The 25789-nt window shown below is 66.6% G+C and carries 26 protein-coding genes; 10 read left to right on the top strand and 16 right to left on the bottom strand.

The genetic code is table 11. The annotated features are described in order from the left end of the window. Nucleotides 1–10 precede the first annotated feature (10 nt). The 16 genes from FJX73_11490 to FJX73_11415 form a co-directional block, all read right to left on the bottom strand. Nucleotides 11–1132, bottom strand: coding sequence for a hydroxyacid dehydrogenase (locus FJX73_11490; protein ID MBM3471395.1), 1122 nt, complete (start codon nt 1130–1132; stop codon nt 11–13). After that, complete coding sequence (locus FJX73_11485; protein ID MBM3471394.1) at nt 1051–2592, bottom strand: xylulose kinase; 1542 nt, start codon at nt 2590–2592, stop codon at nt 1051–1053. Before FJX73_11485 ends, FJX73_11490 begins: the two co-directional genes overlap by 82 nt. Further along, a complete protein-coding gene (locus FJX73_11480) occupies nt 2589–3176 on the bottom strand; it encodes a cupin domain-containing protein (GenBank protein ID MBM3471393.1) in 588 nt (195 codons plus the stop codon). Before FJX73_11480 ends, FJX73_11485 begins: the two co-directional genes overlap by 4 nt. Nucleotides 3177–3226: 50 nt before the next feature. Next, the gene (locus FJX73_11475; protein MBM3471392.1) at nt 3227–4681 is read right to left on the bottom strand and encodes an NAD-dependent succinate-semialdehyde dehydrogenase; all 1455 of its coding nucleotides are present in this window, start codon (nt 4679–4681) and stop codon (nt 3227–3229) included. Further along, a complete protein-coding gene (locus FJX73_11470) occupies nt 4678–5748 on the bottom strand; it encodes a zinc-binding dehydrogenase (GenBank protein ID MBM3471391.1) in 1071 nt (356 codons plus the stop codon). Before FJX73_11470 ends, FJX73_11475 begins: the two co-directional genes overlap by 4 nt. After that, nucleotides 5745–6851 carry an oxidoreductase gene (locus FJX73_11465; protein ID MBM3471390.1) on the bottom strand — a complete coding sequence of 369 codons (1107 nt, stop codon included), beginning with the start codon at nt 6849–6851 and terminating at the stop codon, nt 5745–5747. Before FJX73_11465 ends, FJX73_11470 begins: the two co-directional genes overlap by 4 nt. 19 nt (nt 6852–6870) lie before the next feature. Further along, nucleotides 6871–7740 carry a sugar phosphate isomerase/epimerase gene (locus FJX73_11460; GenBank protein MBM3471389.1) on the bottom strand — a complete coding sequence of 290 codons (870 nt, stop codon included), beginning with the start codon at nt 7738–7740 and terminating at the stop codon, nt 6871–6873. A gap of 12 nt (nt 7741–7752) precedes the next feature. Continuing rightward, entirely contained in the window at nt 7753–8523 is a 771-nt protein-coding gene (locus tag FJX73_11455) for a GntR family transcriptional regulator (protein ID MBM3471388.1), read from the bottom strand. A 2-nt stretch (nt 8524–8525) separates the two neighbouring features. Continuing rightward, nucleotides 8526–9533 (bottom strand): ABC transporter permease, encoded by a 1008-nt coding sequence (locus tag FJX73_11450; GenBank protein ID MBM3471387.1) that lies wholly within the window; start codon nt 9531–9533, stop codon nt 8526–8528. A 35-nt stretch (nt 9534–9568) separates the two neighbouring features. Continuing rightward, nucleotides 9569–11080 carry a sugar ABC transporter ATP-binding protein gene (locus FJX73_11445; protein MBM3471386.1) on the bottom strand — a complete coding sequence of 504 codons (1512 nt, stop codon included), beginning with the start codon at nt 11078–11080 and terminating at the stop codon, nt 9569–9571. A gap of 10 nt (nt 11081–11090) precedes the next feature. Further along, nucleotides 11091–11849: a glucose 1-dehydrogenase gene (locus FJX73_11440; protein MBM3471385.1), complete on the bottom strand. Its 759-nt coding sequence runs from the start codon at nt 11847–11849 to the stop codon at nt 11091–11093. Nucleotides 11850–11933: 84 nt separating this feature from the next. Beyond that, on the bottom strand, nt 11934–13067 hold the full coding sequence (locus FJX73_11435) for a sugar ABC transporter substrate-binding protein (protein MBM3471384.1): 1134 nt from the start codon (nt 13065–13067) through the stop codon (nt 11934–11936). A 202-nt stretch (nt 13068–13269) separates the two neighbouring features. Further along, nucleotides 13270–14187: a sugar phosphate isomerase/epimerase gene (locus FJX73_11430; GenBank protein ID MBM3471383.1), complete on the bottom strand. Its 918-nt coding sequence runs from the start codon at nt 14185–14187 to the stop codon at nt 13270–13272. Between the two features lie 12 nt (nt 14188–14199). Continuing rightward, on the bottom strand, nt 14200–15408 hold the full coding sequence (locus FJX73_11425) for an iron-containing alcohol dehydrogenase (GenBank protein MBM3471382.1): 1209 nt from the start codon (nt 15406–15408) through the stop codon (nt 14200–14202). An 80-nt stretch (nt 15409–15488) separates the two neighbouring features. Next, nucleotides 15489–15902: a PIN domain-containing protein gene (locus tag FJX73_11420; protein ID MBM3471381.1), complete on the bottom strand. Its 414-nt coding sequence runs from the start codon at nt 15900–15902 to the stop codon at nt 15489–15491. Then, nucleotides 15899–16135 (bottom strand): AbrB/MazE/SpoVT family DNA-binding domain-containing protein, encoded by a 237-nt coding sequence (locus FJX73_11415; protein MBM3471380.1) that lies wholly within the window; start codon nt 16133–16135, stop codon nt 15899–15901. Before FJX73_11415 ends, FJX73_11420 begins: the two co-directional genes overlap by 4 nt. Before the next feature lie 189 nt (nt 16136–16324). Here FJX73_11415 and FJX73_11410 point away from each other — a divergent pair, with 189 nt between their 5' ends. From FJX73_11410 to FJX73_11365, 10 genes are all read left to right on the top strand, one after another. After that, a complete protein-coding gene (locus FJX73_11410; GenBank protein MBM3471379.1) occupies nt 16325–16981 on the top strand; it encodes a hypothetical protein in 657 nt (218 codons plus the stop codon). A gap of 168 nt (nt 16982–17149) precedes the next feature. After that, the gene (locus FJX73_11405) at nt 17150–17848 is read left to right on the top strand and encodes a GntR family transcriptional regulator (GenBank protein MBM3471378.1); all 699 of its coding nucleotides are present in this window, start codon (nt 17150–17152) and stop codon (nt 17846–17848) included. A gap of 30 nt (nt 17849–17878) precedes the next feature. After that, the gene (locus tag FJX73_11400) at nt 17879–18583 is read left to right on the top strand and encodes a cysteine hydrolase (GenBank protein MBM3471377.1); all 705 of its coding nucleotides are present in this window, start codon (nt 17879–17881) and stop codon (nt 18581–18583) included. Beyond that, nucleotides 18505–20028, top strand: coding sequence for a nitrate reductase (locus FJX73_11395; protein ID MBM3471376.1), 1524 nt, complete (start codon nt 18505–18507; stop codon nt 20026–20028). Before FJX73_11400 ends, FJX73_11395 begins: the two co-directional genes overlap by 79 nt. Before the next feature lie 35 nt (nt 20029–20063). After that, nucleotides 20064–21674 (top strand): ABC transporter substrate-binding protein, encoded by a 1611-nt coding sequence (locus FJX73_11390; GenBank protein MBM3471375.1) that lies wholly within the window; start codon nt 20064–20066, stop codon nt 21672–21674. A gap of 22 nt (nt 21675–21696) precedes the next feature. After that, nucleotides 21697–22701 carry an ABC transporter permease gene (locus tag FJX73_11385; protein MBM3471374.1) on the top strand — a complete coding sequence of 335 codons (1005 nt, stop codon included), beginning with the start codon at nt 21697–21699 and terminating at the stop codon, nt 22699–22701. Next, the gene (locus FJX73_11380) at nt 22698–23555 is read left to right on the top strand and encodes an ABC transporter permease (GenBank protein ID MBM3471373.1); all 858 of its coding nucleotides are present in this window, start codon (nt 22698–22700) and stop codon (nt 23553–23555) included. Before FJX73_11385 ends, FJX73_11380 begins: the two co-directional genes overlap by 4 nt. Next, complete coding sequence (locus FJX73_11375; protein ID MBM3471372.1) at nt 23555–24526, top strand: ABC transporter ATP-binding protein; 972 nt, start codon at nt 23555–23557, stop codon at nt 24524–24526. Before FJX73_11380 ends, FJX73_11375 begins: the two co-directional genes overlap by 1 nt. Continuing rightward, complete coding sequence (locus FJX73_11370) at nt 24526–25524, top strand: ABC transporter ATP-binding protein (GenBank protein ID MBM3471371.1); 999 nt, start codon at nt 24526–24528, stop codon at nt 25522–25524. Before FJX73_11375 ends, FJX73_11370 begins: the two co-directional genes overlap by 1 nt. Further along, nucleotides 25517–25789: hypothetical protein (locus FJX73_11365; protein MBM3471370.1), on the top strand; the 273-nt coding region annotated here is incomplete at its 3' end. The genes FJX73_11370 and FJX73_11365, both read left to right, overlap by 8 nt.

Below are 25789 nucleotides of genomic sequence, written 5' to 3'. Positions count from 1 at the left end.
GACTCCCCTGCTACCGCTCCCTTCCCTGCCGCCTCTCACCTCCTTCATTGTGGGCACGCCCTGCCATTCCCTCCTTGCATGCCCGGACGTAGACATCAGGGTTGACCACACCCTCAGGCCGCTCACCCGCCAGGACCGAGACGACGTTTCGGGCGGCAATGATGCTCATCCGTAGGATCGCCTCCCGCGTCTGGGAGCCCGCATGCGGCGTGAGAATCACCGAATCCAGGCACAGGAGATCGTCTGGCTGGGAGGGCTCGACCGTCCGGACATCCAGCGCGGCGCCTGCAAGGTCGCCCCTGCGCAGCGCCTCTGAGAGGGCCGCCTCGTCCACCAACTCACCGCGCGCCGTGTTGATCAGGTAGGCGGATGGCCGCATCAGCGCGAGTTCGTTGGCTCCGATCATGCGCACGGTTTCCTGCGCGAGCGGGGCGTGGAGCGAGACGAAGTCCGACTCCCGCAGCAGATCCGCAAGCGCCAGGAAGGTGACCCCCAGCGCGGCCTCCTCCTCGGGGGTAGGACGCACGGGATCGAAGTAGGTCACCCGCATCCCAAGCGCCCGCGCGCGGACGGCAACCTCCTTGCCGATGCGCCCCAGGCCCACGATGCCCAGGGTCTTGCCGGCGATCTCGGCCCCCACCTCCCGTCGCCAGTCCCCGCGCTTCGTCCGCGCATCGTACCTGGGAATGCCCCGGGCCAGAGCCAGCACGAAACCGATCACCAGCTCGGCAACCGCGGTCGCGTTGGCCCCCGCGGTTACGGTAACAACAATGCCCGCGGCAGTGGCGGCGGCCAGGTCAACGCTGTCAACGCCTGTCCCAAACCGCGACAGCACCCGCAGGCGGGGCGCGCCGGCGATCACCCTCGCTGTGATCGGCTCCGTGCCGACAATCGCACCATCGCAGTCCGCGATCATCTCGGCCAGGGCGGTCTCCTCCAGCCGCCCCTGGGAAGGTGAGATCTTGACCTGACACCCGGCCTGTTCAAGGATGCTCCAGTGTTCTCCCGGCGCGTCCCGGAACGCCCGTGCTGTCACCAGAACCGTGCGGCTCACCGCGTGTCCCCTGGGGCTGCTCCCTGCTGGAGCCCGGCAAGCGCCCGCGACGCCGGCCGCGTGAGATCGAACAGGGATCGGTAGAGGTCCACAAACGGCCTGTAGCGCGCGTGCTCCCCTGCGCGTGGTTCGATGCGGCCTGTCTGCCCCACCATCCGGCTGGCCGTCGCCTTGAGATCATCGTAGACTCCAACGGCGGCGCCTGCCACGATGGCGGACCCCAGAACCGCGAGCTCGGTGCGGTTCAGCCGCGCGTAGGGAAGCCCGAGCACGTCCGCCTTTATCTGGTTCCAAAGGTCGCTGGAGGACCCGCCGCCTATGACGCGGGCCTCGGTGAGGATCATCCCGGGCAGCAGGGCCTGCTCGATGTCCAGGTACAGCGCGTACTCGTATGCAACACCCTCAAGGAGCGATCTGTAGAAGTGGGCCTTGGAATGGGCCCAGGTGAATCCGATCCAGACTCCCCGCAGCGCAGGGTCGCTGGGGCAGACGCGGCCGCCCAGATGCGGGAGGAACAACAGCCCGTCGGCGCCGGGTGGGATCGCGCGCGCCTCTTCGTCCAGGGCCCGGTATCCTGCCTGCCCGTCGGCGAACGTGTCCCTGAACCAGCGCAAGTTCAGCCCCCCTCCGTTGATGTAGGCAAGGGAGTACCACAACCCCTCCGGCACCAGGCGCGCTGCGAACAGGGTCCGGTGCGCCACGTCAGGGGCGAACCGGTCGGTGCAGATCGCCAGCACGGACGCGGTGCCGGCGACGTCGAAGACCAGACCCGGCTCCACCATGGCGGCTCCCAGCATCCCTGCGGCCTGGTCTCCGCATCCTGCGGCGATAGGCGTGCCTGCCAGGAGCCCGGTGGCCGCCGCCGCCTCCGGCGTCACGCGACCGATGACCTCCCAGGGCCGGACGATCCTCGGCAGCTTCGACTGGGAAATCTCAAAGAGACCGCAGAGTTCACTTGACCACTTGGTCTCCTGTGTGTCGGCGAGGCAGGTGAAGTGGAGGTACGTGTAGTCCATGAACGCGTCGGCGCCGGCCAGGCCGGCCATGCGCCCAGCAACGTAGCCTCCCGGAACCACGAACTTCGCGACCCGGGCAAAGACATCCGGACGTTCGCGCGCCAGGTGCAGGATCTTGGGCCCATGGGAGTAGGTGGGCGGCCCGCCGGTCAGGCGGACTATCTGCTCCTCATGCGGACGCATCGCGTCAATGTAGGGCCCGCACCGGGTGTCCAGCCAGGAGTCGTAGGGAGTGGGCGTGCCCCAGTGCGCGTCAACCGTTCCTATCCCGGCCATCTGGCCGTCGAAGGACAGCCCGGCGACCTCGCCTGGGGATATGCCGCTGCGCTCGAGGCAGGCGCGGATCGTGCGCACCGCGGCACCGTAGAGATGCTCTGGATCCTGTTCAACCCACCCGGGACGCGGCTGAATCAGGCGGGACTCCTCTGATGCGTCGGCCAGGAGCGTGCCGTCTTGGGAGAAGATGGCCGCCTTGGTCGCGGTCGTCCCGAGGTCAACGCCTATGAGGCATGTCCGGCTCATAGTGGGGCCTCCGCGATGTACCTTGGGTTCTCCACAACGCTGGGCCGCCCGTTGTCTGCCACCACCAGCCGCGCAAACCCGGTAGACTCGATCGTGCCGTAGTCGTGCCCGGCGTCGCCGGGATAGGCAAAGAGCAGGATCAGCGGCACATCGCCGGTGTTGATCGAGCGGTGGCCCCAGTGAGGGGGGACATAGACGACGGTCCCAGGCCCGATGTCTACGGTCCGCCAGAGTCCCCAGCGGGTCTGCAGCATCATCAGGCCGTCTCCTGCCAGACCGTAGTACACCTCCGCGGCCTCGGACCTCTGATGGTAGTGCCCTTTGGTCATGAAGTACTCGTCTCCAACGCGACCCGGGTGCAGCACCGTCACCCCGTGGCAGAGGTGCCCTTCGCTCTCTGGGGCCGGGGCCACGAACACCTCGTAGACGAGAGGATCCACCTGGACCACCATCTCGGCCCGCGCCTTCTCGTCCCGGAATATCCCACGCAGGTCGCTGAGCCGCCGCGCGAGTTTGATCACGCCGTCTCCCAGCAGGCCCTCACGGAGATCCACTCGTGAAGAAAAGGGTTCCACCAGATCCATGGCCGTTCTCCCCATCCTCCCCCGGCCTACCTGTCCTTCCCCGGCCCTGCCTATCCGCCGAGGTCTATGCGGATGTGCTTGACCGCCAGGTACTCGGCCAGGGCGTGACGGGAGTTCTCTATGCCGAACCCGCTCTGCTTCCACCCACCGTAGGGATAGGCTATCTCGCCGCCGGCGACGTTGTTCACACCCACGGTTCCGGCCTCCAGGCGCTCGGCCACCGTGATCGCGGTGGCCAGGTCGCGCGTGTAGAGATAGGCGACAAGCCCGTAGGGCGTGTCGTTGGCGAAGCGCACGGCCTCGTCCACGCTACCCACGGCCATGATGGGCGCCACGGGTCCGAAGGTCTCCTCGCGCATCACCTTCATGTCGTGGTTCACGTTCACGAGCACGGTCGGAAGGAAGAAGTTGCCGCGGCTGTAAGCCTCGCCCTCTGGGGGCCCCCCGCCGTAGAGCACGCGGGCGCCCTTGGAAACGGCGTCCTCGATGTGATCACGCGCGGTCGCCACGCCGGCCGCGTTGGTCATCGGCCCGAGGTCCACGTCAGGGTCGAGGCCGTTGCCTATGCGCAGGGCCGCGGTCTTCGCCACAAACCGGTCCACGTACTCGTCGTAGACGTCCTGGTGCACGTAGATCCGGTTGATGGCGTTGCAGATCTGCCCCATGTTGCGGAACGAACGGTAGGCGCCGCCTTGTGCGGCCGCATCCAGATCCGCGTCCGGACACACTATCAGCGGGCAGTGGCCGCCCAGTTCCAGTGAGAGCCGGGCCACGCGGTCGGAGGCGACCCGCATGATCTCCTTGCCGGTCTCGGTCTGCCCGGTGAGCGCGATCTTCCTGATCAGAGGGTTGGCGACCAGGGCGCGGCCCACTACCGAGGCAGGCCCGCTCACCACGCCGGCCACGCCCGGTGGCAGTCCGGCCTCATGGAGGCACTCAAACAGCCGCAGCGTGGAGAGCGGGGTGTCGCTGGCAGGCTTGGCCACCACCGGGCATCCGGCGAGGAGCGCCGGCGCCAGCTTCCACGAGATGAGCAGCAGAGGGTAGTTCCAGGGCGCGATCGCCGCCACCGGGCCCACCGGCTGCCTTATGACGATGCTGCGGCGCGAGTTCGAGTCGGTGGCTATCGTCTCACCCAGCAGGCGCCGGCCCTCCTCGGAGAAGTACTCGAAGGCCTCTGCGGCGCCGTCTACCTCTCCCAGGGCTTCCTTGAGGGGCTTGCCCTGCTCGGCGGTAAGCAGCCGCGCGACGGGCTCGCGCCGCTCGCGGAGGAGGTCGGCGGCCTTTCTCAGCAGCCGGCCGCGCCTGGGAGCCGGGGTCGCGGCCCAGGCAGGAAAGGCCCGCGCCGCGGCCTCCACTGCGCGCTCGACGTCTCGCGCGGTAGCCTTGGGCGCGTGGCCTACTACCTCTCCGGTGGCAGGGTTGGTCACGGGAAAGGCCTGGCAGTCCTCGGCCTCTACCCACGCGCCGTCCACCAGCATGCGAAATGCCTGAGCTTCGCTCATCCGGTCACCCGCCTTTCGCTTCTACCAGGGGCGATTACGATCTTCAGTTCTCGGCGGGAGCGGGCGCGGTCGAAGGCCGCCAGCCCGTCTTCCAGTGGAAGAACCGCGCCGACCAGGCGTGACAGGTCAACGCGCCGCGCAGCAGCCAGGTCCAGAGCCCGCTTGAACTGCCAGCGGCTGGCGCCTGTGGTCCCGGTAACCGTGATCTGGCGATAGTGAATCCGATTGGGTGAGAAGGTGATGGTATCCTGACCGCGCGGAAGCCCGGCGAAGTAGACCACCCTGCCCTCTGCGGCCGCCAGGGCCGGGGCCTGCTCCATGGCCTGCGGAGAGGGCGCGGCCACAATGACCACATCCGCCCCTCCTCCGCCGGTCGCCCGCAGCACCGCCTCCTGCGCGTCCTCAACGTCAGGGTTGATGAGCACGTCCGCTCCAAAGCTGCTCGCCTGAGCCAGCCGCTCATCCAGGATCTCGCTCACGATCACGCGTCGGGCGCCGGCCAGGCGCGCCAGCAGCACGTGCATGAGCCCGATCGGCCCGCCTCCGACTACGAGCACCGTGTCACCGGGAACGATCCGGCCGGCCTGGATCCCGTTGTAGCAGCAGGAGAGCGGCTCGACGAGGGCTGCTTCGGAAAAGCTCATCCCATCAGGGATCGGGACCAGCAGGGCCTGGCGCAGTGCCCGCTCCGGCACGAGCATGAACTCAGCAAAGCCACCGTCCAGATCAATGCCGAACGCCTCGTATGTGGGGCAGAGGTGCGTCTGCCCGCGGATGCACTGATCGCAGGCGCCGCAGCCGATGTTGGGGATCACCACCACCGGCATCCCGACCGAGATGCCGGTCACCTGCGGACCTGTCGCCGCCGCCCGGCCCGCGACCTCGTGTCCTGGGACGCGGCGCACGCCGTCGCGGATCTTGAGGTGCCCGCCCCCTACGATTCGCAGATCCGTGGCGCAGATGCTGGCCGCCGCCACCTCCAGGAGGACATCCCCGGCTCCCAGGCGCGGGGTCTCGATCTCGACGAGCCGGAGCCCCTCTGGGGCATGGTACACCAGCGCTTTCAAGCCCGATCCTCCAGGACGCCCTCTTTCTTGACGTCCTCTTCCTTGAGCGGGAGGACGACCGGCGCGCCCAGGCGGCTGGAGAGGTTGGCCGCGAGCGTGGCCTCCAGCGCCTTCCTGCCGTCGAGCCCGGTGGAGAGAAGCTGCTCCTCTGCCCGTATGCAGCGGATGAAGTGCGCGGCCTCAGCGACGTACGCTTCCCTGAACCGATCGCGCCAGCTCGCGAACGGCTTGGACTGGACGCCGGACTCCCTCGTGCAGAGCAGGACGGCTCCGCCCCGCAACTCGCCCACTTGAAGAACGCCCTCGGTGCCCAGGACCTCCAGCCGGGCGTCGTAGCCGTAGTCCACCGGGCACGCGCCGTCAATCGTGGCCAGGGCGCCGTCCGCCATGCGCAGCGTCACCACCGCGCTGTCGTAGAACCCGGGGAACTCATCGAGCAGATCGGGCCGCTTGGACGCGGACGTCTCGGCATAGACCCGGGTAACCTCCGAACCGGCGATCCACCGCACGGTGTCGAAGTCGTGGCTGTTCACCTCCGCAAGCATGCCGTTACTGCGAGTAGGATCCCAGGCCCAGCGCGGAGGCAGGCCCGGCCCGCGGGTGAGTGATCGAATGACCATGGGGCGACCGATCCTGCCGTCGGCCACGAACTGTCTGGCCTCCCTGAAGGCAGGATCGAACCGACGCATGAACGCCATCTGCAGCAGGACGCCCGCATCTGCCGCGGCCTCGATCATCCGGTCTGCCTCGGCCAGGTTCAGGGCCATGGGCTTCTCGCAGATAACGTGCTTGCCGGAGTGGGCGGCCGCCACCGCGATCTCCGCGTGCGTGAAGGTGGGCGTGGTTATGCACACCGCGTCCACCGGCGCCCCATCGAGCGCCTCACGGATCCCGGTGAACCGCCCGGCCACCCCGAGCTCCGCTGCGCGCGCCTCCAGTACCTCGCGGTCGGCCTCGACCACCGCTGCCAGCACGGCGCCGGCCACGTGCCGCTGGAAGTTGACCGCGTGAACCATGCCGGCCCGCCCAAGCCCTACGACGCAGACGTTCACAGCTGATCCCACCGATATGGCCTCCCCTGTCTGCACTGCCCGCTGCGACATCTCCTGTGGCGATGTCTCCTCAGGCAATGTCCTCCTCGATGGCGCGCAGCCGCTGGATGGACTCCTCGGCGAAGCTATCCCAGAGATGGCGCAGGCGGCTCATCCGGATCGCGATGTAGGGATCCGGCAGCGGTGGCAGCGGTTCCAGCGCCAGCGCCCGCGTGTAGCCGATCTCCCGCAGGGCCCGCATCAGCGCCCGGAAGTCGGTGTGCCCGCGGCCCACTGCCTGGCGATTGCTGTCGGAGATGTGCACATTCACCAGCCGCTTCCCTGCCAGCCGCACCGCGGCCGCGGGGTCCGCCTCCTCTATGTTCATGTGGAACGTATCCAGGTGCACGGCTACCGCGTCCGACCCAACCTCGTCCGCGAACCGCAGCGCCTGCTCGCAGGTGTTGATCAAGAAGGTCTCGTACCGGTTGATGGGCTCGATGGCAAGGAAGACGCCCTTCGCCTCGGCGGTGCGCGCGGCCTCGCGCACCGCGTCCACGGCGTTCCGCCACGTCTGGTCGTAGCCTTCCGTCCAGACGGCCTCGTCACGCAGCTCCATGGTCGGCGCGGTCTTTGCCACTGCGGAAGGCACGACGATAACCAGCGGCGCGCCCACCGCCGTCGCGAACTCCACGCACGCCTCCAGGTATCGCACCGCACGGCCGCGCACGAGCGGGTCAGGACTGGCCAGGTCGCGGCTGTCCGTGGGCCAAGGATACATGCCGGCGATGGACAGCACGCTCAAACCGTGCTTCTGGCACAGGCCCACAACCTCCGCCGGATCGTACTGGCCCGGCTCGCCCATCAGCTCCACCCCGTCGTAGCCGAACCTGCGCAGCCGCTGGAAGGTGAGCTCCAGGGGCTCATCCCCGTAGATCCAGTTGCTGATCGAGTACTTCACGGCCTCACCTCCCTAGGGCTCCAGCCAGATGGAGTAGCGGTACCGATCGGCACGGTAGAATCCCTCGACGTACTCGATGGGCCGGCCGTCCTCGGCAAAGAGCGTGCGCCGCAGCACCAGCACAGGGCTGCGCCGGGACACCTCCAGGGCCTTGGCAAGGGCAGGCGTCGCCTGCTCGGCCTCGATGTACTGGAAGGCCTTGGCGAGCTTCAGGCCCAGGCGGTACTGGAACAGGTCGTAGAGGGATCCCGTGAAATCCTCCTGCCCGGTCAGGCCAACCCACCTGGGCAGGTAGGACATGAGCACGACGATCACGGCACCGTCTGCGCAGCGCACCCGCTCGATCTTGAGCACCTGTTCGCCCGGCTCAACCCGGAGCGCCTCGCGAACCGCAGGGCCCGGCTCTACCCACGAGGCCATGGCGCTGCGCGTGGAAGGCTCTGCCCCGCGGCTGCGCATCTCCTGCGTGAAACTCACCAGCTTGGGCAGGGGCTCCTCGATGCGGCGCTGGAGAACGAAGGTCCCCTTCCCGCGGCTGCGGACCAGGTAGCCCTCGGTGACCAGCGCTTCCACGGCCTGCCGTACGGTCTGACGGCTGACATTGAAGATGCGCTGCAGCCCGGCCTCGGTGGGAATCGGCGCCCCGGGGCTCATCTCCCCGGACTGTATCTTGGACCTGATGGCCTCCCTTATCTGGGAATAGAGCGGGGCAGCACCCCCGTGGCGCACCAGGGACACCCCCTCGATGCGGTCGCGGACAGCTTCTTCCGGACGGTCAGTCATCGCTACGCTCCAAACCGCCGTCTGCGCCACTGATCGAAGACCACGACGGCAATGATGACGAGGCCGTTGACCACGCGCTGCCAGAAGGCCGACACGTTGAGGAGATTGAGCCCGTTGCCCAGAACGCCCATGATCAGGGCTCCAACCACGGTTCCGATCACCGTGCCTTCACCGCCGAAGAGGTTGGTGCCACCCAGCACAACCGCGCCAATGGACTGCAACTCCATCCCGTCCCCCATGAGCGCGTTGGCTGAGTTCAGCCGGCCGGTCAGCACCAGGCCTCCGATGCCCGCGGTGAATCCGCAGAAGGCGTAGACGGCGATCTTCGTGCGGTCCACGTTGATGCCCGAGACCCGGGCCGCCTCGCGGTTTCCTCCCACGGCAAGCGCCGAGCGCCCGAGCCGCGAATAGTGCAGGACGACCAATCCCATCAGGGCCGCCGCCACGGCAACCACAGCGGGCACAGGCACGCCCAGGACCGCGCCGCTGCCGAGCCAGATGAGCTCAGCAGGAAGATAGGCCTTCAACTGGATCGCGGTCACGTGAGAGGGCACGGGCAATCCATCCGTGAGCAGCAGGGCGACCCCGCGCGCCGTGGTCATCATCCCGAGCGTGGCGATGAAGTCGGGGATTCGCCCTTTCGTGATCACCAGGCCGTTGATCAGGCCCAGCAGAGCTCCCACGGCCAGCCCAAGGGGAATGCCCAGCCAGACGCTCCATCCCCAGTACGCCAGGGACACCGCCGAGACAGAGCCGGCCAGCGCCATCATCGCCGCCACCGAGAGGTCAATGCCTCCCGAGATTATTACGAGCGTCTGGCCCACGGCCAGGATGGCGGTCACCGAAGTCTGGGCCAGGACGTTCATGAAGTTGCCGGCTGTCCGGAAGTGAGGCGAGACGGCGGAGAGGTACCCGGCGAGCAGGAAGAGGGCGATGATGGGCCCTCCCTTGAGCAGCAGTCTCCCTGCCCAGGTTCCCGAGATGCCAAGCGCGTCCCTCGCGACGGCCATCTCCGGGGAGAGCTGCGTTTCTCGCTGTTGCGCCATTAGGCCTCCTCCTGGCCGGATGAGGGCAGTCCGACTGCGCTGCGCAGAAGATCCTCCTGGGTGGCTTCGCCCCGGCGGTACTCCGCCGTAATCTGCCCGCGATGCATCACCAGGATTCTGTCTGCCATGGCCAGCACCTCCGGGATCTCCGACGACAGCATCAGCAGCCCCACCCCCTGCGCGCACAACCGCCCCATGAGCTGGAACACCTCGGTCTTGGCACCCACGTCAATCCCGCGCGTGGGCTCGTCGAAAACCAGCACCCGCGACTTGCTGGCCAGCCACTTGGCGAGCACCACCTTCTGCTGGTTGCCGCCACTCAGGAACCTAACCGGTCGGGACAGGATCGGCGGCTGTATCCTGAGATCCTCGACCAGTCTGGCCCCGACCCGCTGTTCCTCCCTGTGGTCAATGATGCCGGCGCGCGTTACGCCATCGAGGCTCGCAAGGGTGATGTTGGGCGGCAGGCCCATCATCGGCACCAGGCCCTGCCGCCGGTCCTCGGTGGAGTAACCGATGCCGTGCCTGATCGCGTCTTCGGGCGAGTTGACCTCGATCCTCTCGCCGTTTACCAGGATCTCGGCCCGCGCGGCCCGCTCCAGACCGAAGAGGGCCCGTGCCAGCGAGGTGCGTCCCGCGCCCCGCAGGCCGAAGATGCCCAGGATCTCGCCGGAGTGGACCGTGAAGTTGATCCCGTGGAGCAGGCCGCCCGCGCAGAGGTCGCGGACGGTCAACACCGGGGCGCCGATAGGCACATGCGTCTTGGGAAACCGCTCGCGGATGTCGCGCCCTACCATCATGCGTACCACCGCGTCCTCGCCGGCGTCTGCCACAGCCACGGTTCCGACCTTGCGGCCGTCACGCAGCACCGTGGCGCGGTCCCCGATCTCCCTGATCTCGCCGAGCCGGTGCGACGTGTACAGGACCGAAACGCCCTTGCCCCGCAGGCCACGGAGGAGGCCGAACAACCGGTCGCGGTCCCGGTCGGACAGGGCAGAGGTCGGTTCGTCGAGCAGCAGAATCTGAACGTCCAGCGCCAGGACCCTGGCTATCTCGGTCAGTTGTTGTTCCGCAACTGAGAGATTGCGCACCGGCATGCGCGGGTCTATCGGCACTCCCAGATTGGCCAGCACGGCCTCGGCCTGGGCCACCATCTCACGCCAGTTGACAAGCCCTCCGGCACGGGCCGGCCACCGTCCCAGGAAGATGTTCTCCGCCACGGTCAGGCCGGGCACCAGGCTGAGCTCCTGGTAGACCATACCGATACCGAGCGCCCGGGCATGCTTTGCATCCGCGATCTCAACCGGCCGACCGCGCAGCAGGATGCGGCCCGAGTCCTTCTGTATCGAACCGCTCAGGATCTTGAGGAGCGTGGACTTGCCGGCGCCGTTCTCGCCCAGCAGCATGTGGATCTCGCCCTCTGCGAGGTCGAGGTCCACCTGGTCCAGGGCGTGGACACCTGGGAAGCGCTTGTCAATGCCCTCGAGTCGGAGGATCTCGCCGCCGGACACCTCAGAACCCCTACTGCGCCGTGTACCCGCCGTCTACGGAAAGCACGGCCCCTGTCGCGTAGGCGAGATCGTCGGACGCCAGGCACAGGATGCCGAAGGCAATCTCTTCGGGGCGCCCCAGCCGGTCCATTGGCCGGACCGACTCAAGGGCGCGCCGGGCCGCCGCCGGGTCCGGCTGGCGCGCCACCGCCGCCGCGACCAGGGGAGTATCAGAGGTGCCCGGGCAGATGCAGTTGGCGCGGATCGTCGGCGCACCGTCCACGGCCAGGCTCCTGGTAAGGCCGATCAGCCCTGCCTTGGTGACATTGTAGGCCACCTGTCCCTTGATTCCCACGAGACCGGCCTCAGAAGCCACGTTGACGATCACGCCGCCGCCCCCGCGGCGCATCACGGGGATGCAGTACCTGGCGCACAGGAACGGGCCGGTCAGGTTCACCTCCAGCATGCGCTGCCAGTCGTCCTCGTTCGTGGTCTCAGCGTCGCCCTGGCGGTAGATCGCCGCGTTGTTCACCAGAATATCAAGGCGCCCGAAGGCTGTCAGGGTCGCTTCTACCATGAGGCCGACCTCATTCGGCCTGGACACATCCGCGGCCACGAACGTGGCCTCCCCGCCCTCGGCGGCTATCTGCGCAACGGTGGCGGCGCCGGCTTCCCTGTCCACATCTGCCACGACTACCCTCGCACCCTCGCGCGCAAACAGGAGGGCCGCGGCGCGGCCGATGCCTGCGCCGCCTCCTGTGATCACCGCCACCTTACCGCGTACTCCCATGCGATCATCCCTCCATGCAAGCACCTGCTGCATGCATTTGACCGCGGGCTGGAGGTCTGAGTGAACCCCCAGCCCGCCGGATTCCTACTTGAACTTGGCCTTGATGGCGGCCCAGTTTACGGGTTCCAGCTTGGGGTTGGGGTAGTATTCCCGCGCGTTGCCCTTCCACACGGTGCGGGGACGGATGTCAAAAAGCTGGGGCACATCGGCCTTCTGCCCCAGGGCCAGCATCACGGCAAACTTCGTGCCGTACCAGCCCCACTCAGGGAAGCCGTGCCAGGTCTCGGCCATCAATCTCCCCTCGGCAATCCGCTCGGTGGATTCCGGGGTCACGTCGTTGGTGAAGACCTTGATCTCGGTGCGCTTGGCTGCCTCAGCAGAGAGCATTGCTCCCAGCCCCATCTCGTTGGAAGCAGCCCAGATTGCCTCGAGACTGCCCTTGGGATTGCGGGTCAGGAAGTCCTCGGCGGCCTTGCGCCCCTTCTCGCGGTTCCAGTCGGCCGGCAGCGTCCCGACCACCTTGACGCCGGGGAACGGGCCCACTACCTTGTTGAACCCGTTCAGGCGCGCCGTGGAGAAGAACCCACCAGCCACGCCCTCGATGATCGCAACGCGCGCCTTGATGGCCGCGGTCTTGGGATCCACGTTCTTGTAGAGATCCTGCCACCACTTGAGGTCCAGGTAGGTGCCCGGCTTCACGTCCACCTTCCTGCCGGTGCCCAGCACTCCGGGACCTCCGTAGTAGTCGAGAAGCGAGTAGGCGGAGATCATGCCCGCCACGGTGTTGTCAAACCCGATGTAGGAGGCGACGTCCACACCCTTGATGGGCTCCAGCAGGTTGACGATGATGACCGGGATACCGGCCGCGTTCGCCTTCTTGATGGCGGGAATAACTACCTCGACCTCGATGGGCGAGATGGCGATCACGCTGACCTTGCGCTGGATGTAGTCCTCGATGATGGCCACCTGGTCCGCAAAGGCCACGTGCGTGGCCGGGGAGCGGCTGATCACCTGGACCTCGATGCCGGCCTTCTTCGCGTCGGCTGCGCCCTTCTCGAAGAAATCGGTGGCGGTCTTGAAGACACCGGTTATGTCGGGAGGCGTCCACCCGATCACGACCTTGGGAAGCGGGGGTCCTGCCATTGAGGACAGGCTGAGCGCCAGCACGGCTGCGACGCTCATGGTGACGACGCGCCACGTCAGACCGCGACACTTCATCTATCTCCTCCCCTCCCTATTCAGGAGCTTCTCGACGTTCAGGAGTTCCTCAACACGGCCGTGCGCTACTCGACGCTCTCACCTCCGTCCCGATGGGATTGCCTCCCCGAGTGACGCTTCATGGAAGGCAAATGTACGGATGTCTCGTCGTCCATCCGTCCTGTTCATTATATCGCTGCTCGGGAGCGGCGTGTCAATGGCGCTAGAGGTTCAGCTCTTCCAGGTACCGAAGCGATCGATCCAACCTCTCCTCGGGTTGAACGCTGAACACCTCGAACACGCGCAGGTGCTCCGGGCGGGCATAGGCGCGCAGCGCCTCGAAGTCCACATCACCCTCGCCGGGCGGCAGGTGGTCCCGCGTCAAGCGGGCGTCGTGCAGATGAAGTCCCAGAAGGTGCTCTCCGTAGCGTTCCAGGTACTGCGCGGGAGTCGCCAGGCCGAGAACCTGCTGGGCGTGGCCATGGCCCACATCGTGCCAGTACCCGACGCCGCGGTGCCCGAACTCCCGGAGTATCACGGCAAACTCCTCGAAGTTCGGAAGATCGTTGTACTCGTAACGGGTCTCCGCACCCAGATGAACGCCTGAACCCGCGGCGTGGGCGGTCAGCGCCTCCAGACTTGCCATGCATCGGTCCAGGTGGCGATCCGCCGCAGCCCTGCGCGCAGCAAGTCCCTCTGCAAGCAGCGCCTTCCACTCGTCCCCATCCCCGACTTCCATCCCGGCTTTCATCCCGGCTTCCATTGCCTGGACGATTGCCGGTTGCGGGAGCGTGCCCTCCACGGTGCCCAAGTGCAGCACGATTGCGCGCGCGCCCACGGCCGCGGCCATATCCACTGTCGCCTTGGTGAAATCCACGGCGGCCCGCCGGCGCCTCTCGTCGAGCGCGGCCAGGTCGTCAAGGCGCGCGGCCCCTGCGTAGGGCACCGGACACGGAGCGTGCAGGCTGACTATAGGCGGATAGCCGTCGCCCGCAACCTGCCGCACCTCGGCCGCTAGATCCACACCCACCGAGCTAAGCTCGACCCCGCCAAAACCCAGGCGGGCAGGCAGGCCGAGGAGTTCGCGGGCGTCCGTGACCCGCGCAACATGCCACGCCGTTGAAAGCGCGAACCGCGACACGGACTCGCCCCTTCACATCGCGTCTGCGAACACCGCGGCCACCTGATCCACGCTCAACTCCCGCGGGTTGTTGTCCATGAGGCGGCGAATCGCGTGCGCCTCCGCGGCCATCTCCGGGATCACGGCCGGATCCACGCCATGCCGGGCCAGGCCCATTGGGATCCCGATCTCGTCGCACAGGCGGCGCACTGCTGCCGGTGCCGTGAGGCGGTCCGGGTGCGGACGGCCTTCGGGTAGACCACCTTCAGGCAAACCGCCTTCAAGCATGAGCGCGACCTCCGCGTACTTCACCTCGACCGCGGGCAGGTTCGCGGCCATTACGCTGGGCAACAGCAGGGCGATGGCCAGGCCGTGGGGGACATGGTAGCGGGCGCCCAACGGGTAGGCCAGGGCGTGGGTCGCCGAGGTGCCTGCCTGGCCGATCGCTGCCCCTGCCAGGAAACTACCCAGCAGCATGCCGGCGCGCGCGTCCAAGTCGTTACCCTGGCGCACCGCGCCGCGGAGGCTCCGACCTGCAAGCAGCGCGGCGTGCCGGCTGTACATCTCGGTGTACATGTCCGCCCTGCGGGAGGTGTAGGACTCGACGGCGTGCGCCAGCACGTCCATGCCGCTCTGGGCGGTGATCGCAGGAGGCAGGGTCACGGTCAGGCCCGGATCCAGAACCGCATAGGTGGGAATCAGGTGAGGGCTAACCATAGCCACCTTCTCGCCCCGCTCGTCGTCCATGATCAGGGCATTGGGCGTCGCCTCAGAGCCGCTCCCGGCTGTGGTGGGAATGAGAATGCTCGGCAGACCCGTCCCTGGAACTAGACCAACGCCTATGTAATCACGTACGTCACCCGGCCGGCCGGCCAGCGCCGCGCAGACCTTGGCTGCATCCAGCGTGCTGCCGCCACCCAGGCCGATTATGAGATCGTGCGCGCCGGCCCGCGCAGCTTCCAGCGCCGCTCTCACGCAGGAAAGAGGCAACTCCGGTTCCACATCGTCGAACACGCTTGCCGAACCCTGCGGCAGCCCTGCGGCCTCCACCACGCTCTCCGCCACCCCGAGCCGCGCCACCGCCCTGTCGGAAACCAGCAGGGGGCGCCGCGCCCCTGAGCTGGCCACCAACCCCCTCAGCGCCGAAAGCGCGCCGGGGCCGAAAACGTGCTCCGGCAATCTCCAGGTGCGAACATCCAGTCCAGCCAACCGGGTCAACCTCCCTCTCTCAGTCCACACAATTCGGCTTCCGAATGCTTCTCGCTGGGTGACGGGCGCACCTGTCCAGGGCCTTGCGGCAGCTCGGTTCCGCGCGGTGAAGACTACCCTGCCGTCGGATCTATGATGTTGAGGCCGGTGAAGTACCGCCGGTAGAACCCACGGTCTCTGGTTAGAAGCGCATCCGCCTGCAGCCTCGCATGCGCGCCTACGAGAAAGTCCGCAACGACCCGGTCTCGGGCAAGGCGCGCGCCCTTCCGGTGCTCCCTCCGCAGTTTGCCGGCTGCGATCGCGGCCTGGGGCGAGACCGGGTCGAACTGCACGCCGAGGCCGGCCATGGCTTCCTGAAAGGCGTCGTCCCCGGGAAAGTGCGCCCGGATTTCAGCCCAGACCACCTCGCACGCCACGAGGGCCCCGGCATCATAGGCCGTCCGCAGAGCCGATCGAGACCGCTCGCCAAACGTGGGATCAGCGCCGAGGACGTCCAACAGCACGGAGGTGTCCAGAGCGGTCCTCATGGCCGCTTCGGTCGAGGGCCACGCATCTCATCCAGAAGGACATCCACCGGCCGCTTCAGTCGCAGTGTGCCAAATACGCGGTCCACAGGGTGTTGCCCCGGGCGGCCCTTTCGCATGACTACATCCCGTTCGCGGAGATCGAAGGTCACGGGTGTCCCCGGGTGCAGACCGAGCTGGTTGCGCACCCACACCGGAATGGTCACCTGACCTTTGGTAGAGATGGTGCTCTTCATACATCAAAAGTAAAGCGCATTACCAGGGATGTCAAGCCGGTAGCCACCACGCTCTCTGCCATCCCGAGCCGGGCCGGCGCCTTGTCATTCACGAAAGCTCCGGAGATCATTCACGGCGCCTTCATAACGGCCCGCTACCCTGGGAGATAGGAAGCTTGGCCCAGAACTCTCATGAGGAGGCGGCGAGAGATGAAAAGCGCGAGGATACTGGCAATCGCTATCGTGCTCCTGGCTGGGGCGATGGCCATTCCAGCCGTAGTATCGGCTCAAGGCATGTGGGGACCGGGCATGCACTGGGGATATCCCGGACAGCCCCGGAGCGCTCGGGTAGTCACCATTGATCAGGCTGCAACGCTGGCGCGACAGATGGTTGCCCGCTACGGCAATCGCGACCTCGTCGCGACGGAGATCATGGAGTTCGCCAACCACCTCTACGTGGTGGTCGCGGAGAAGAGCACCGGCGTCGGGGCCTTCGAGTTGATCGTAGAGCGCAACGGTTGGGTCCGTCCTGAGCCCGGGCCCAACATGATGTGGAACTTGAAGTACGGCCACATGGCCGGTTGGGGCGGGGGCGGCATGATGGGCGGCGGAATGATGGGCGGCTGGGGCGCTCCCACGGGGCAATCACTGACCCGCAACCAGGCCCGACAAGCCGCGCAGGGGTGGTTGAATCAGGCCTTCCCCGGCGCCAAGGCCGAGGAAGGCATGCCCTTCTACGGCTACTTCACCTTCGATTTCGAGCGCGGCGGCAAGGTAGTGGGAATGCTGAGCGTGCGCGCCTCCACCGGTCAGGTCTGGTACCACACGTGGCACGGAACCTTCGTCCGGGAGAAGGAGTTGAAGTAGGACCCTCTCGTACCCTGAGGCACACTTTGGGTGGGTGAAGACAGGACGCAGCTTCGCGCTGCGTCCTGTTCTTGCTACGAGGATCCCCCCGGATAGAACGCGCGCGGACACTCGGCCAGTCCGGACGCGTTGCTCACCCTTGAAACACAAAAGCGCATACAATAAGATATGCCCGCAGGTACGCAAGGCGGCACGCCTTACCCGGGGGGACCTCGCGTGCAGACAGATCGCATCTTCACCGAGTTGAAGGAGCGCATCCTGGCGTTCGGCCTCAAGCCCGGCGAGCGACTGCTGGAGGATGAACTGGCGCAGGAATGGCAGACGAGCCGGACGCCTATCCGCGAGGCGCTGAGAAGGCTGGCGCAGGCCGGGTTGATCCGCATCGTCCCGCGGCGCGGGTACTATGTGCGGGAGATCAACCTCGGGGAAATGGAGGAGCAATACGAGGTCCGCGTGGCGCTGGAGACCTTCGCGGTTTCCCTGGCGGTGGGCCGGGGGCGCGCGGTTGACTGGAGGACGCTACAGGAGACCTGGGCCGAGATCCCCGAGCCTCTTCCCTCGCCGCCGACGATGCTGAACCTGGACGAGGGCTTCCACGCCGCGATTGCCGAGGCCGGCGGCAACGGGGCTCTTTCCGAATACCTGCGCTCCATCAGCGAGCGGATTCGGGCCATCCGCGCCAAGGACTTCAACGATCCCCAACGGATCCGCCTCACGTATCTTGAACACGCCCGCATCCTCGAACTCATCGTGCAGGGAGATGCCGGCGCCGCCAGCGCGGCCATCCGCGATCACATCCTTGAAAGCAAGGCCAACGTAATGCACGCAGTCAAGGAACTGCTGGCTTCCATCTATCTGAATCGGTGAGGAATGCACCATAGAGAAACGAGGGGACAGATGTCGTGGGTGCGCGTTGACGCGGAGCCCTACCCGTTCGAGTTCGAGCCGGACGCGACTGCGCTGCTGGTCGTCGACATGCAGCGCGACTTCCTACAGCCGGGCGGATTCGGCGAGATGCTTGGAAACGATGTGGCCCTTCTGCGTAGGGCCATCGCTCCGACCCGCCGCGTGCTGGACGCGTTTCGCGCCCGCGGCATGACGGTCATCCACACAAGGGAAGGGCACCTCCCCGACCTGAGCGACCTGCCGCCCACAAAGAAGGCACGGGGACACTTGAAGACTGGGATTGGGGATGCCGGTCCGATGGGCCGGGTACTCATCCGGGGCGAGCCCGGGCACGAGATCATCCCCGAGCTTGTCCCGGCCCCCGGCGAACCCGTAATAGACAAGCCGGGCAAAGGGTCTTTCTACGCGACCGGCCTGGATCTGCTTCTCCGGGAGCGCGGCATCCGGAGCCTGATCGTGACCGGGGTCACAACCGAGGTGTGCGTACACACCACCGTGCGCGAAGCCAACGACCGGGGCTTCGAGTGCCTCGTGCTGGAGGACTGCGTGGCATCGTACTTCCCCGAGTTCCACGAAGCCGGGATCAGGATGATCAAGGCGCAGGGCGGGATCTTTGGATGGGTGTCTTCCTCAGCGGCCCTCTTGGGAGCGCTGGGGGAGGCCGGGGCCGTATCGGGCGTCGAGGAGCCCGCGTGACCATAGAGACCCTAACCGCAAAGACCATAACCGCGGAGGGCGTGGCCGCCGCTGCACCTCCCCGCGCAGAGTGGTCCCTTGCGCACCGTGACATCCTGCCCACGCGGCCCGCCCAGCGGGTAATCGGCTGGACGGACTTCGTCTGGCTCTGGTTCGGCATGGTCGCCCAAATGGGCGTCTTCCTGCTGGGGGCGTCGTTCGCTGGAAGGCTGTCGCTCACAGACGCGCTCGCGGCCATCGCCCTGGGCAACCTCGTCGTTGGGGTTGTATCCGTGCTCAACGGCGACATCGGCATCCAGCACGGTGTGACCTATGCCGTATACCTGCGCGCGCCGTACGGCATATGGGGTGCCTGGGCGCCGTCCCTGCTGCGGGCCGGCGTTGCGGTCTGCTGGTTCGCGATCCAGACCTACTTCGGCGCCACGGCAATAGACATGTCCGTGAGACTGCTCACTGGGTACTCCAACTGGCCGCTGTGGTACTGGTCGTTCGGTGCGCTCCAGATACTGATCACGATGCGCGGAATCCACGGCATAAGGCAAGTGGAGAACTTCGCGGCGCCGGCCCTCCTGGTGCTCTCGGCCGTGGTGGTCTACCTGCTGGGATCTCAGCACGGATGGGACAAGGTCGCCTCATTCCCGATAGCAACCCCCATCCCGTTCTGGGTAGCGGTGACGGCGAACCTGTCCTACTGGATCACAGTCGCGGACAACATCCCGGACTTCACCCGCTTCGTGAAGACCCCGCCCGGCGCCCGGGGATTCCTCCACCGCAACCGCCACAGCCTCCTGGGACAGCTCCCCGGCCTCACGCTGGGCATGATGCTCTTCGCCACCGTGGGCTATCTGGGGAAAGTGTTCACAGGCCACGGCAACCCGGTGGAGGCAATTGGTGCTGCGCTGGGCGGCGTGATGGTACTGGTCGGGTTGCTAATCATCCTGCTGGCGCAGTTGAGCACCAACGTGGCCGCAAACCTGTATGCTCCCGGATACGTCCTCAGCAGCCTGTTCGCGCCCCGAATGAGCTTTGCCCACGGGGTTCTCGCCGGCGGGGCAATCGGCCTCGTCTCGGTGATGCCGTGGCGCCTGGTCAACGCGTTTCTCACGTACCTGCCCGCGGTCGGAGCGGCCCTCTCGCCCGTGGCCGGCGTGATGCTTGCGGACTACTACCTCGTCCGCGGACGTCGGCTGAACGTCCCCGCGCTCTACCGTCGCGATGGACCATACGCGTATGGCGGCGGCTTCAACCCGGCGGCATACCTGGCCCACGGAATCGCCTCCGTGCTGGGGATTGTCTGGCTGCGGTACTCCTGGCTAGTATCGGTGCCGGTTGCGGTCGTTCTGTACGTAACCCTGATGCGCCTGTGGATCCTGCGGGCCCATCCGGAGGCGGGCGCGGCCCCGCCCAACGAGTCTGAAGCCGATTCTCTGAAGGGGGCAAGATGATGGCTCGGCAAAACGCACAAGACAGGAGGACAGCGATGAGACCTCAATGGTGGAAGGCAGCAATTCTGTCGGCTATCGCGCTGCTGATTTCAACGGCCATGGCGATACCTTCTTTCAGCCAGGACCGCTCTGACACACTGCTCGTCGTGACCGAGGGCGGGCCCTACAGCATGGACATTCACGGCGTTGGGGCCAACTTCCAGGTCTACGGTGTGACATGGAACGTCTACGACCGGCTGCTGACCTACGGCAAGAAGACCATGCCCGACGGCTCCGTGTCGTACGACTACACCAAGCTCGAACCCGAGCTGGCGCAGCGTTGGTGGCTGTCCTCGGACGGCACGTCCGTCACGTTCGTGCTGCGAAAGGACGCCAGGTTCCACGACGGCACACCGGTCACGGCCCACGACGTCAAGTGGTCCTTTGACCGCGCCGTGACCGTCGGCGGCTTTCCGACGTTTCAGATGAATGCCGGCAGCCTGGAGAAGCCCGAACAGTTCGTGGTGTTGAGCGACCACTCGTTCCGCATCAACTTCCTGAGGAAGGACAAGCTGACGCTGCCGAACCTGGCAGTGCCGGTGCCCGTCATCTTCAACTCCACCCTAGCAAAGCGGCACGCGACGCCCACCGACCTGTGGGCGATGGCATGGCTGCGGAACAACACCGCCGGCGGCGGCGCCTATAAGGTGGAATCGTGGCGGCCCGGCCAGGAGACCGTGTATGTGCGCAACGACGACTGGAAGTCCGGCCCCCTGCCCAAGATCAGGCGAGTGGTGGTGCGCGAGGTGCCATCGGCCGGCAGCCGGCGTGCCCTGATCGAACGCGGCGACGCCGACATAGTGCTCGACCTGCCAGCCCGCGACTTCGTCGAGCTGGCCAGGCAGGGGAACCTGACGGTCATCGGCACGCCTGTGGAGAACGCGATGATGTACGTGGGGCTGAACGCCAAGCACCCACCGTTCAGCGACGTCCGCGTCCGGCAGGCGGTTGCCTACGCCCTGCCGCGCAAGAGGATCGTGGAGGCGGCGACGTTCGGCCGGTCGGCGCCACTCGTCACCCCAGTTGCGAGCAACACGTTTGGGTACGATCCCAAGATGTCCCCCTACACGATGCAGAACCTGTCAAAGGCCAAGGCCCTGATGGCCCAGTCTGGGTTCCCCAACGGCTTTGACACCACGCTCTCCTTCAACGCGGGCTTTGCCGCTACCAATGAGCCGATGGCGATCCTGCTGCAGGAAGCGCTGCGCCTCATAGGAATCAACGCGACGATCAACAAGGTCCCGGGCGCGGTCTGGCGAGGAGCGTTGCTTCGGAAGGACCTGCCGGTGATACTCAACGTGTTCAGCGGCTGGCTCAACTACCCCGAGTACTTCTACCTGTGGGTGTTGCACAGTCAGAACTCCGCGTTCAACACCAGCTCGTACCAGAGCCCTGAGATGGACAAGCTCATAGACGTGGCGCGGTTCGAGACGGACCAGAAGCGGTACGCCGAGCAGGTGAGGGAATTCATCAATGTCGCTCTCCGGGACGTGCCCATTCTGCCGCTCTTCCAGCCTTCCATGGATGTGGCGATGCAGAAGAGCATCTCGGGGTACACATACTGGTTCCACCGCCAGATTGATTTCCGCTCGCTGGTGAAGAACTGACGTGAGCAGTCCGTCCCTGAGAATGGTAGGCAGGCGGCTGGCCACCGCGCTCCCGGGCGTGGTAGGGGTGATCGTCGTCACCTTCCTGTTGAACCGCGCGCTGCCAGGTGATCCCGCCGCGTACTTCGCGGGGCCGGCCGCCACTCCCCAGGCGATCGAAGAGATCCGCACCAAGCTGGGTCTCAACCGTAGTCTGCCAGAGCAGTTCGTGCTGTACATACGCGACCTGGCCCGGGGCGACCTGGGCCATTCGCTGACTACCGGCCAGCCGGTCGTGGCAGACCTGCGCGCCCGGCTGCCGGCATCGCTGGAGCTGGCTACCTGCGGCCTTCTGCTCGCGCTGGCGCTGGCGCTGCCACTCGGGGTACTCGCCGCAACACGGCCCGGTTCCGGGGTGGATCACGTGACCCGCCTGCTGGCCACCACGGGCAACTCGCTCCCCGTGTTCTTCACCGGCCTGGTACTTGTCTATGTTCTCTACTACTTGCTGGGATGGGCACCGCCGCCTCTGGGTCGTCTGGAGGTATTCAGGACACCACCGGAGACGGTCACCGGAGCGTACCTGATTGACAGCCTGCTGGCACGAGACCCCGGGCTATTCCTGTCGGCGGCCAAGCAACTGATCCTTCCCACGATGACGCTGGGCCTGGCAGCCCTCGCGCCGATCACCAGGATGACGCGCGGGGCGATGCTGGGCGTCCTGGCCAGCGACTTCGTACGCACGGCACGAGCCAACGGTCTCGCGCCGCGGACGGTTCTGTACGTTTACGCGCTCCGCAACGCGATGCTGCCGGTCGTCACGACCCTGGGCCTGGTCCTCTCCTTCTTGTTGGGGGTAAGCGTCGTGGTCGAGAAGATCTACGCCTGGCCGGGCATAGGCGCATACGCCCTGGAAGCCGTCATCGCGTCCGATTACGCGCCCGTGCAGGGGTTCGTTCTCACGATGGCGCTGGTGTACGTAATGCTCAACCTCCTGATCGATCTGCTCTACGGAGTGATAGACCCCCGGGTGCAGATCGAGTCATGAGTGCAGCCGTTCTCCGTCTGGCCAGAGCGGGCCGATACGTGGTGCTCGGGAACCCACTGACCTTTGGCGCGTTTCTGATGCTCGCGGGGCTTGTCACGCTGGCCCTCTTCGGCCATTGGATCGCACCGTATGATCCGCTTGCGACCGCTGTCGGGCCGCGGCTGGCCCCTCCATCGGCCACGCACTGGTTCGGCACCGATAACCTCGGCAGGGACATCCTGAGCCGGGTGATCGTGGCGACGCGCCTCGACCTGCTCATCGCGATATCCGCGGTCACCCTGTCCTTCGCGGCCGGGAGCGCGGCAGGAGCTTCCGCCGGTTTCTACGGCGGCTGGACCGAACGGATCGTGACTCGCATCGTGGACACGATCATGGCGTTTCCGCTCTTCGTGCTGGCCATGGGGATCATGGCCGCGGTCGGGACCTCTGTGGTGAACATCGTGCTCACGGTGGCCCTCATCAACTTCCCCTCGTATGCGCGGATCGCCCGCGCCGAGGTGAACGTCCGCCGCAACGCCGGATACGTCGAGGCGGCGCGCCTTGCCGGCAACACACCGGGGCGGATTCTCGCCGTTCACATCTACCCCAACTGCCTGCCCACGCTGATCGTCCAGGCCTCGATGAACATGGGCTGGGCGATCCTCAGCGCGGCCGGACTGTCGTTCATAGGGCTCGGCGTACGGCCCCCGACCGCGGAGTGGGGCATCATGGTGTCCGATGGATCGGCGTTTATGATGTCGGGCGAGTGGTGGGTTTCGACCTTTCCAGGGATCGCCCTGATGCTCGCCGTGCTTTCGTTCAACCTGATGGGCGACGGCCTGCGTGACCTCATTGATCCTCGGAGGCGCTCGTGATGCGGGGCGCAGGACCGCTGCTCTCGGTCGAAGATCTGTCGCTAGAGTTCCGCGCGCGCGACGGGACGGTCAGGGTGCTGGACGGCGTGGGATTCACCGTGGGGTGGGGCGAAACGGTAGGCCTGGTAGGCGAGAGCGGGTCGGGCAAGAGCATCACGGCGCTCGCGATCATGGGCGTGCTTCCTCCGACCGCGCGGGTCACGGCCGGACGCGTGATTTTCAAGGGAACCGACCTGCTTGCTGCGGACGAACGTACGCTTCGCCGCCACCGCGGCAGTGAGATCTCCATGACATTTCAGCAGGCGCGTGCCGCACTCAACCCAATCCGGCCCGTGGGCTGGCAGATCGAGGACGTCATCCGGCACCACACCGACCTTCAACCGGCCGCGGCCCGGTCCCGGACTCTCGATCTGCTCGCCGGGGTGCAGATACCTGACCCAGGGCGCGTCTACGGCGCCTTCCCTTTTGAGCTTTCCGGTGGGATGTGCCAGCGCGTCATGATCGCCATGGCCGTGGCGTGCTCGCCCTCGCTGTTGATCGCCGACGAGCCGGCCACGGGCCTTGACGTGTGCACACAAGCGGCGGTGCTGGAGCTCATCGGAGACCTGGCACGCCGAAGCGACATGGCGACGCTTCTCATCTCGCACGATCTGGGGCTCCTGGGTGAACGGGCCGACCGCGTCGTCGTGATGCACGCGGGCCACGTTGTCGAGACGGCGCCGACCGCAGCCCTGCTGGCGGCGCCGCGGCATCCCTACACGGCGAAGCTCATTGCCTCCTCGCCGCGGCCGTCGGTGGGCCTCTCGGATCTGGTAACCATACCGGGCACCATTCCCGACTTCCGCGCCCAGCTTCCGCCGTGCCGGTTCCGCTTCAGGTGCGATCGGGCTGCGCCCGAGTGCGATCAGCCGCCGCTCCCTCGCGTCGTGGTCGGGCCCGATCACGTCGTGGCCTGTCGGAGGCCCCTGTAATGCCGGCACCATCGATCCTTTCAGTACGCGACCTGTCCAAGCGCTTTCCGGTGCGCGGCACCCGAAGCATGGTCCACGCGGTGGACCGCGTCGGGTTCTCGCTGCGGGCAGGCGAGTCCGTCGGGCTGGTGGGTGAATCGGGCTGCGGCAAGTCCACACTGGTGCGCCTGGTCACCAGGCTGCTCGATCCCACCAGCGGCGAGATACGGTTCGAGGGGCAGGAGATCGGCGCGATCCCATCCGCCCACTTCGCGTACAGGCCCGAGCGGGCGAAGATACAGATGGTGTTCCAGGACCCCACCGACAGTCTCAACCCACGCTTCACCGCGTTTGACACGGTGGCCGATCCCATCCGCCACCTGGCAGGGGTGAGCGAACGGCGTTTGCTGCAGGGCCGCGTGGCCGAGGTTGCCGATCTGGTGCGACTCCCGGGCGAACTGCTCGGGCGCTATCCCCACCAGCTTTCAGGAGGGCAGCAGCAACGGGTCGGGATAGCGCGGGCCATCGCGGTGTCCCCACGGTTGCTGATCCTGGACGAGCCCACCTCCGCGCTGGACGTCTCGGTGCAGGCGGTCATCCTGCACCTGCTGGCTGAACTGCGCCGGCGTTTGGGCATGTCCTACCTCTTCGTATCCCACGACCTGAACGTGGTCCGGCTGATCACGGAACAGGTCCTGGTGATGTACGCGGGCAGGATCGTGGAGGTCGGGCCCACCGCAGAGGTGTTCTCTCGCCCCAACCATCCGTACACCCGCGCGCTCCTATCGGCAATCCCCACGTTCGATCCAAACGCCAAGAGAGAACGTATACGCCTGCCGGGCGAACCGCAGAGTCCGGTGGATCCCAGCCCGACGGTCTGCCGCTTCTTCGGAAGGTGTCCGGACGGCTTCGATCGGTGCGCGCGCGAGATGCCCGCCCTGCGCCATCTGGGCGGGGACCGGCACGTGGCATGCCATCTGATCGAAGGCGATCGCGCTGAGGAGGTTCACGGTGAGTAGCATCAAGCAGACGATTGACGCAGCGAACGCACAGGCCGTGGAGCGCATCATCGCCGCGGACCCGGTCCTGGTTGACATCCTGCCGGCGGGAGAGGTCATCCCCGGCCTGGAGGACAGGATGGTCCTGCACTCCGGCCCGCCCGTGACCTGGGATCGCATGTGCGGGGCCCAGCGGGGCGCGGTGATCGGGATGGTGCTCTTCGAGGGGTGGGCACAGGACGCCGGCGGCGCTACGCGGCTTCTCGAGAGCGGAGAGATCAAACTG

It is taken from the genome of Armatimonadota bacterium, from assembly GCA_016869025.1.
Classification (GTDB): Bacteria; Sysuimicrobiota; Sysuimicrobiia; order Sysuimicrobiales; family Humicultoraceae; genus VGFA01.
The sequence above is the reverse complement of the archived record's forward strand: the minus strand, read 5'-3'. Positions and strand labels throughout refer to the sequence as shown.

Excerpts from the sequence above, each read along its gene's own strand:
- FJX73_11370 (MBM3471371.1), top strand. The coding sequence starts at position 24,526 with ATGCCGGCACCATCGATCCTTTCAGTACGCGACCTGTCCAAGCGCTTT.
- FJX73_11390 (MBM3471375.1), top strand. The coding sequence starts at position 20,064 with ATGAGACCTCAATGGTGGAAGGCAGCAATTCTGTCGGCTATCGCGCTG.
- FJX73_11435 (MBM3471384.1), bottom strand. The coding sequence starts at position 13,067 with ATGAAGTGTCGCGGTCTGACGTGGCGCGTCGTCACCATGAGCGTCGCA.
- FJX73_11385 (MBM3471374.1), top strand. The coding sequence starts at position 21,697 with ATGGTAGGCAGGCGGCTGGCCACCGCGCTCCCGGGCGTGGTAGGGGTG.
- FJX73_11465 (MBM3471390.1), bottom strand. The coding sequence starts at position 6,851 with ATGTCGCAGCGGGCAGTGCAGACAGGGGAGGCCATATCGGTGGGATCA.
- FJX73_11405 (MBM3471378.1), top strand. The coding sequence starts at position 17,150 with ATGCCCGCAGGTACGCAAGGCGGCACGCCTTACCCGGGGGGACCTCGC.
- FJX73_11485 (MBM3471394.1), bottom strand. The coding sequence starts at position 2,592 with ATGAGCCGGACATGCCTCATAGGCGTTGACCTCGGGACGACCGCGACC.
- FJX73_11380 (MBM3471373.1), top strand. The coding sequence starts at position 22,698 with ATGAGTGCAGCCGTTCTCCGTCTGGCCAGAGCGGGCCGATACGTGGTG.
- FJX73_11395 (MBM3471376.1), top strand. The coding sequence starts at position 18,505 with ATGGGTGTCTTCCTCAGCGGCCCTCTTGGGAGCGCTGGGGGAGGCCGG.
- FJX73_11475 (MBM3471392.1), bottom strand. The coding sequence starts at position 4,681 with ATGAGCGAAGCTCAGGCATTTCGCATGCTGGTGGACGGCGCGTGGGTA.
- FJX73_11440 (MBM3471385.1), bottom strand. The coding sequence starts at position 11,849 with ATGGGAGTACGCGGTAAGGTGGCGGTGATCACAGGAGGCGGCGCAGGC.
- FJX73_11410 (MBM3471379.1), top strand. The coding sequence starts at position 16,325 with ATGAAAAGCGCGAGGATACTGGCAATCGCTATCGTGCTCCTGGCTGGG.
- FJX73_11450 (MBM3471387.1), bottom strand. The coding sequence starts at position 9,533 with ATGGCCGTCGCGAGGGACGCGCTTGGCATCTCGGGAACCTGGGCAGGG.
- FJX73_11415 (MBM3471380.1), bottom strand. The coding sequence starts at position 16,135 with ATGAAGAGCACCATCTCTACCAAAGGTCAGGTGACCATTCCGGTGTGG.
- FJX73_11420 (MBM3471381.1), bottom strand. The coding sequence starts at position 15,902 with ATGAGGACCGCTCTGGACACCTCCGTGCTGTTGGACGTCCTCGGCGCT.
- FJX73_11400 (MBM3471377.1), top strand. The coding sequence starts at position 17,879 with ATGTCGTGGGTGCGCGTTGACGCGGAGCCCTACCCGTTCGAGTTCGAG.
- FJX73_11375 (MBM3471372.1), top strand. The coding sequence starts at position 23,555 with ATGCGGGGCGCAGGACCGCTGCTCTCGGTCGAAGATCTGTCGCTAGAG.
- FJX73_11455 (MBM3471388.1), bottom strand. The coding sequence starts at position 8,523 with ATGACTGACCGTCCGGAAGAAGCTGTCCGCGACCGCATCGAGGGGGTG.
- FJX73_11480 (MBM3471393.1), bottom strand. The coding sequence starts at position 3,176 with ATGGATCTGGTGGAACCCTTTTCTTCACGAGTGGATCTCCGTGAGGGC.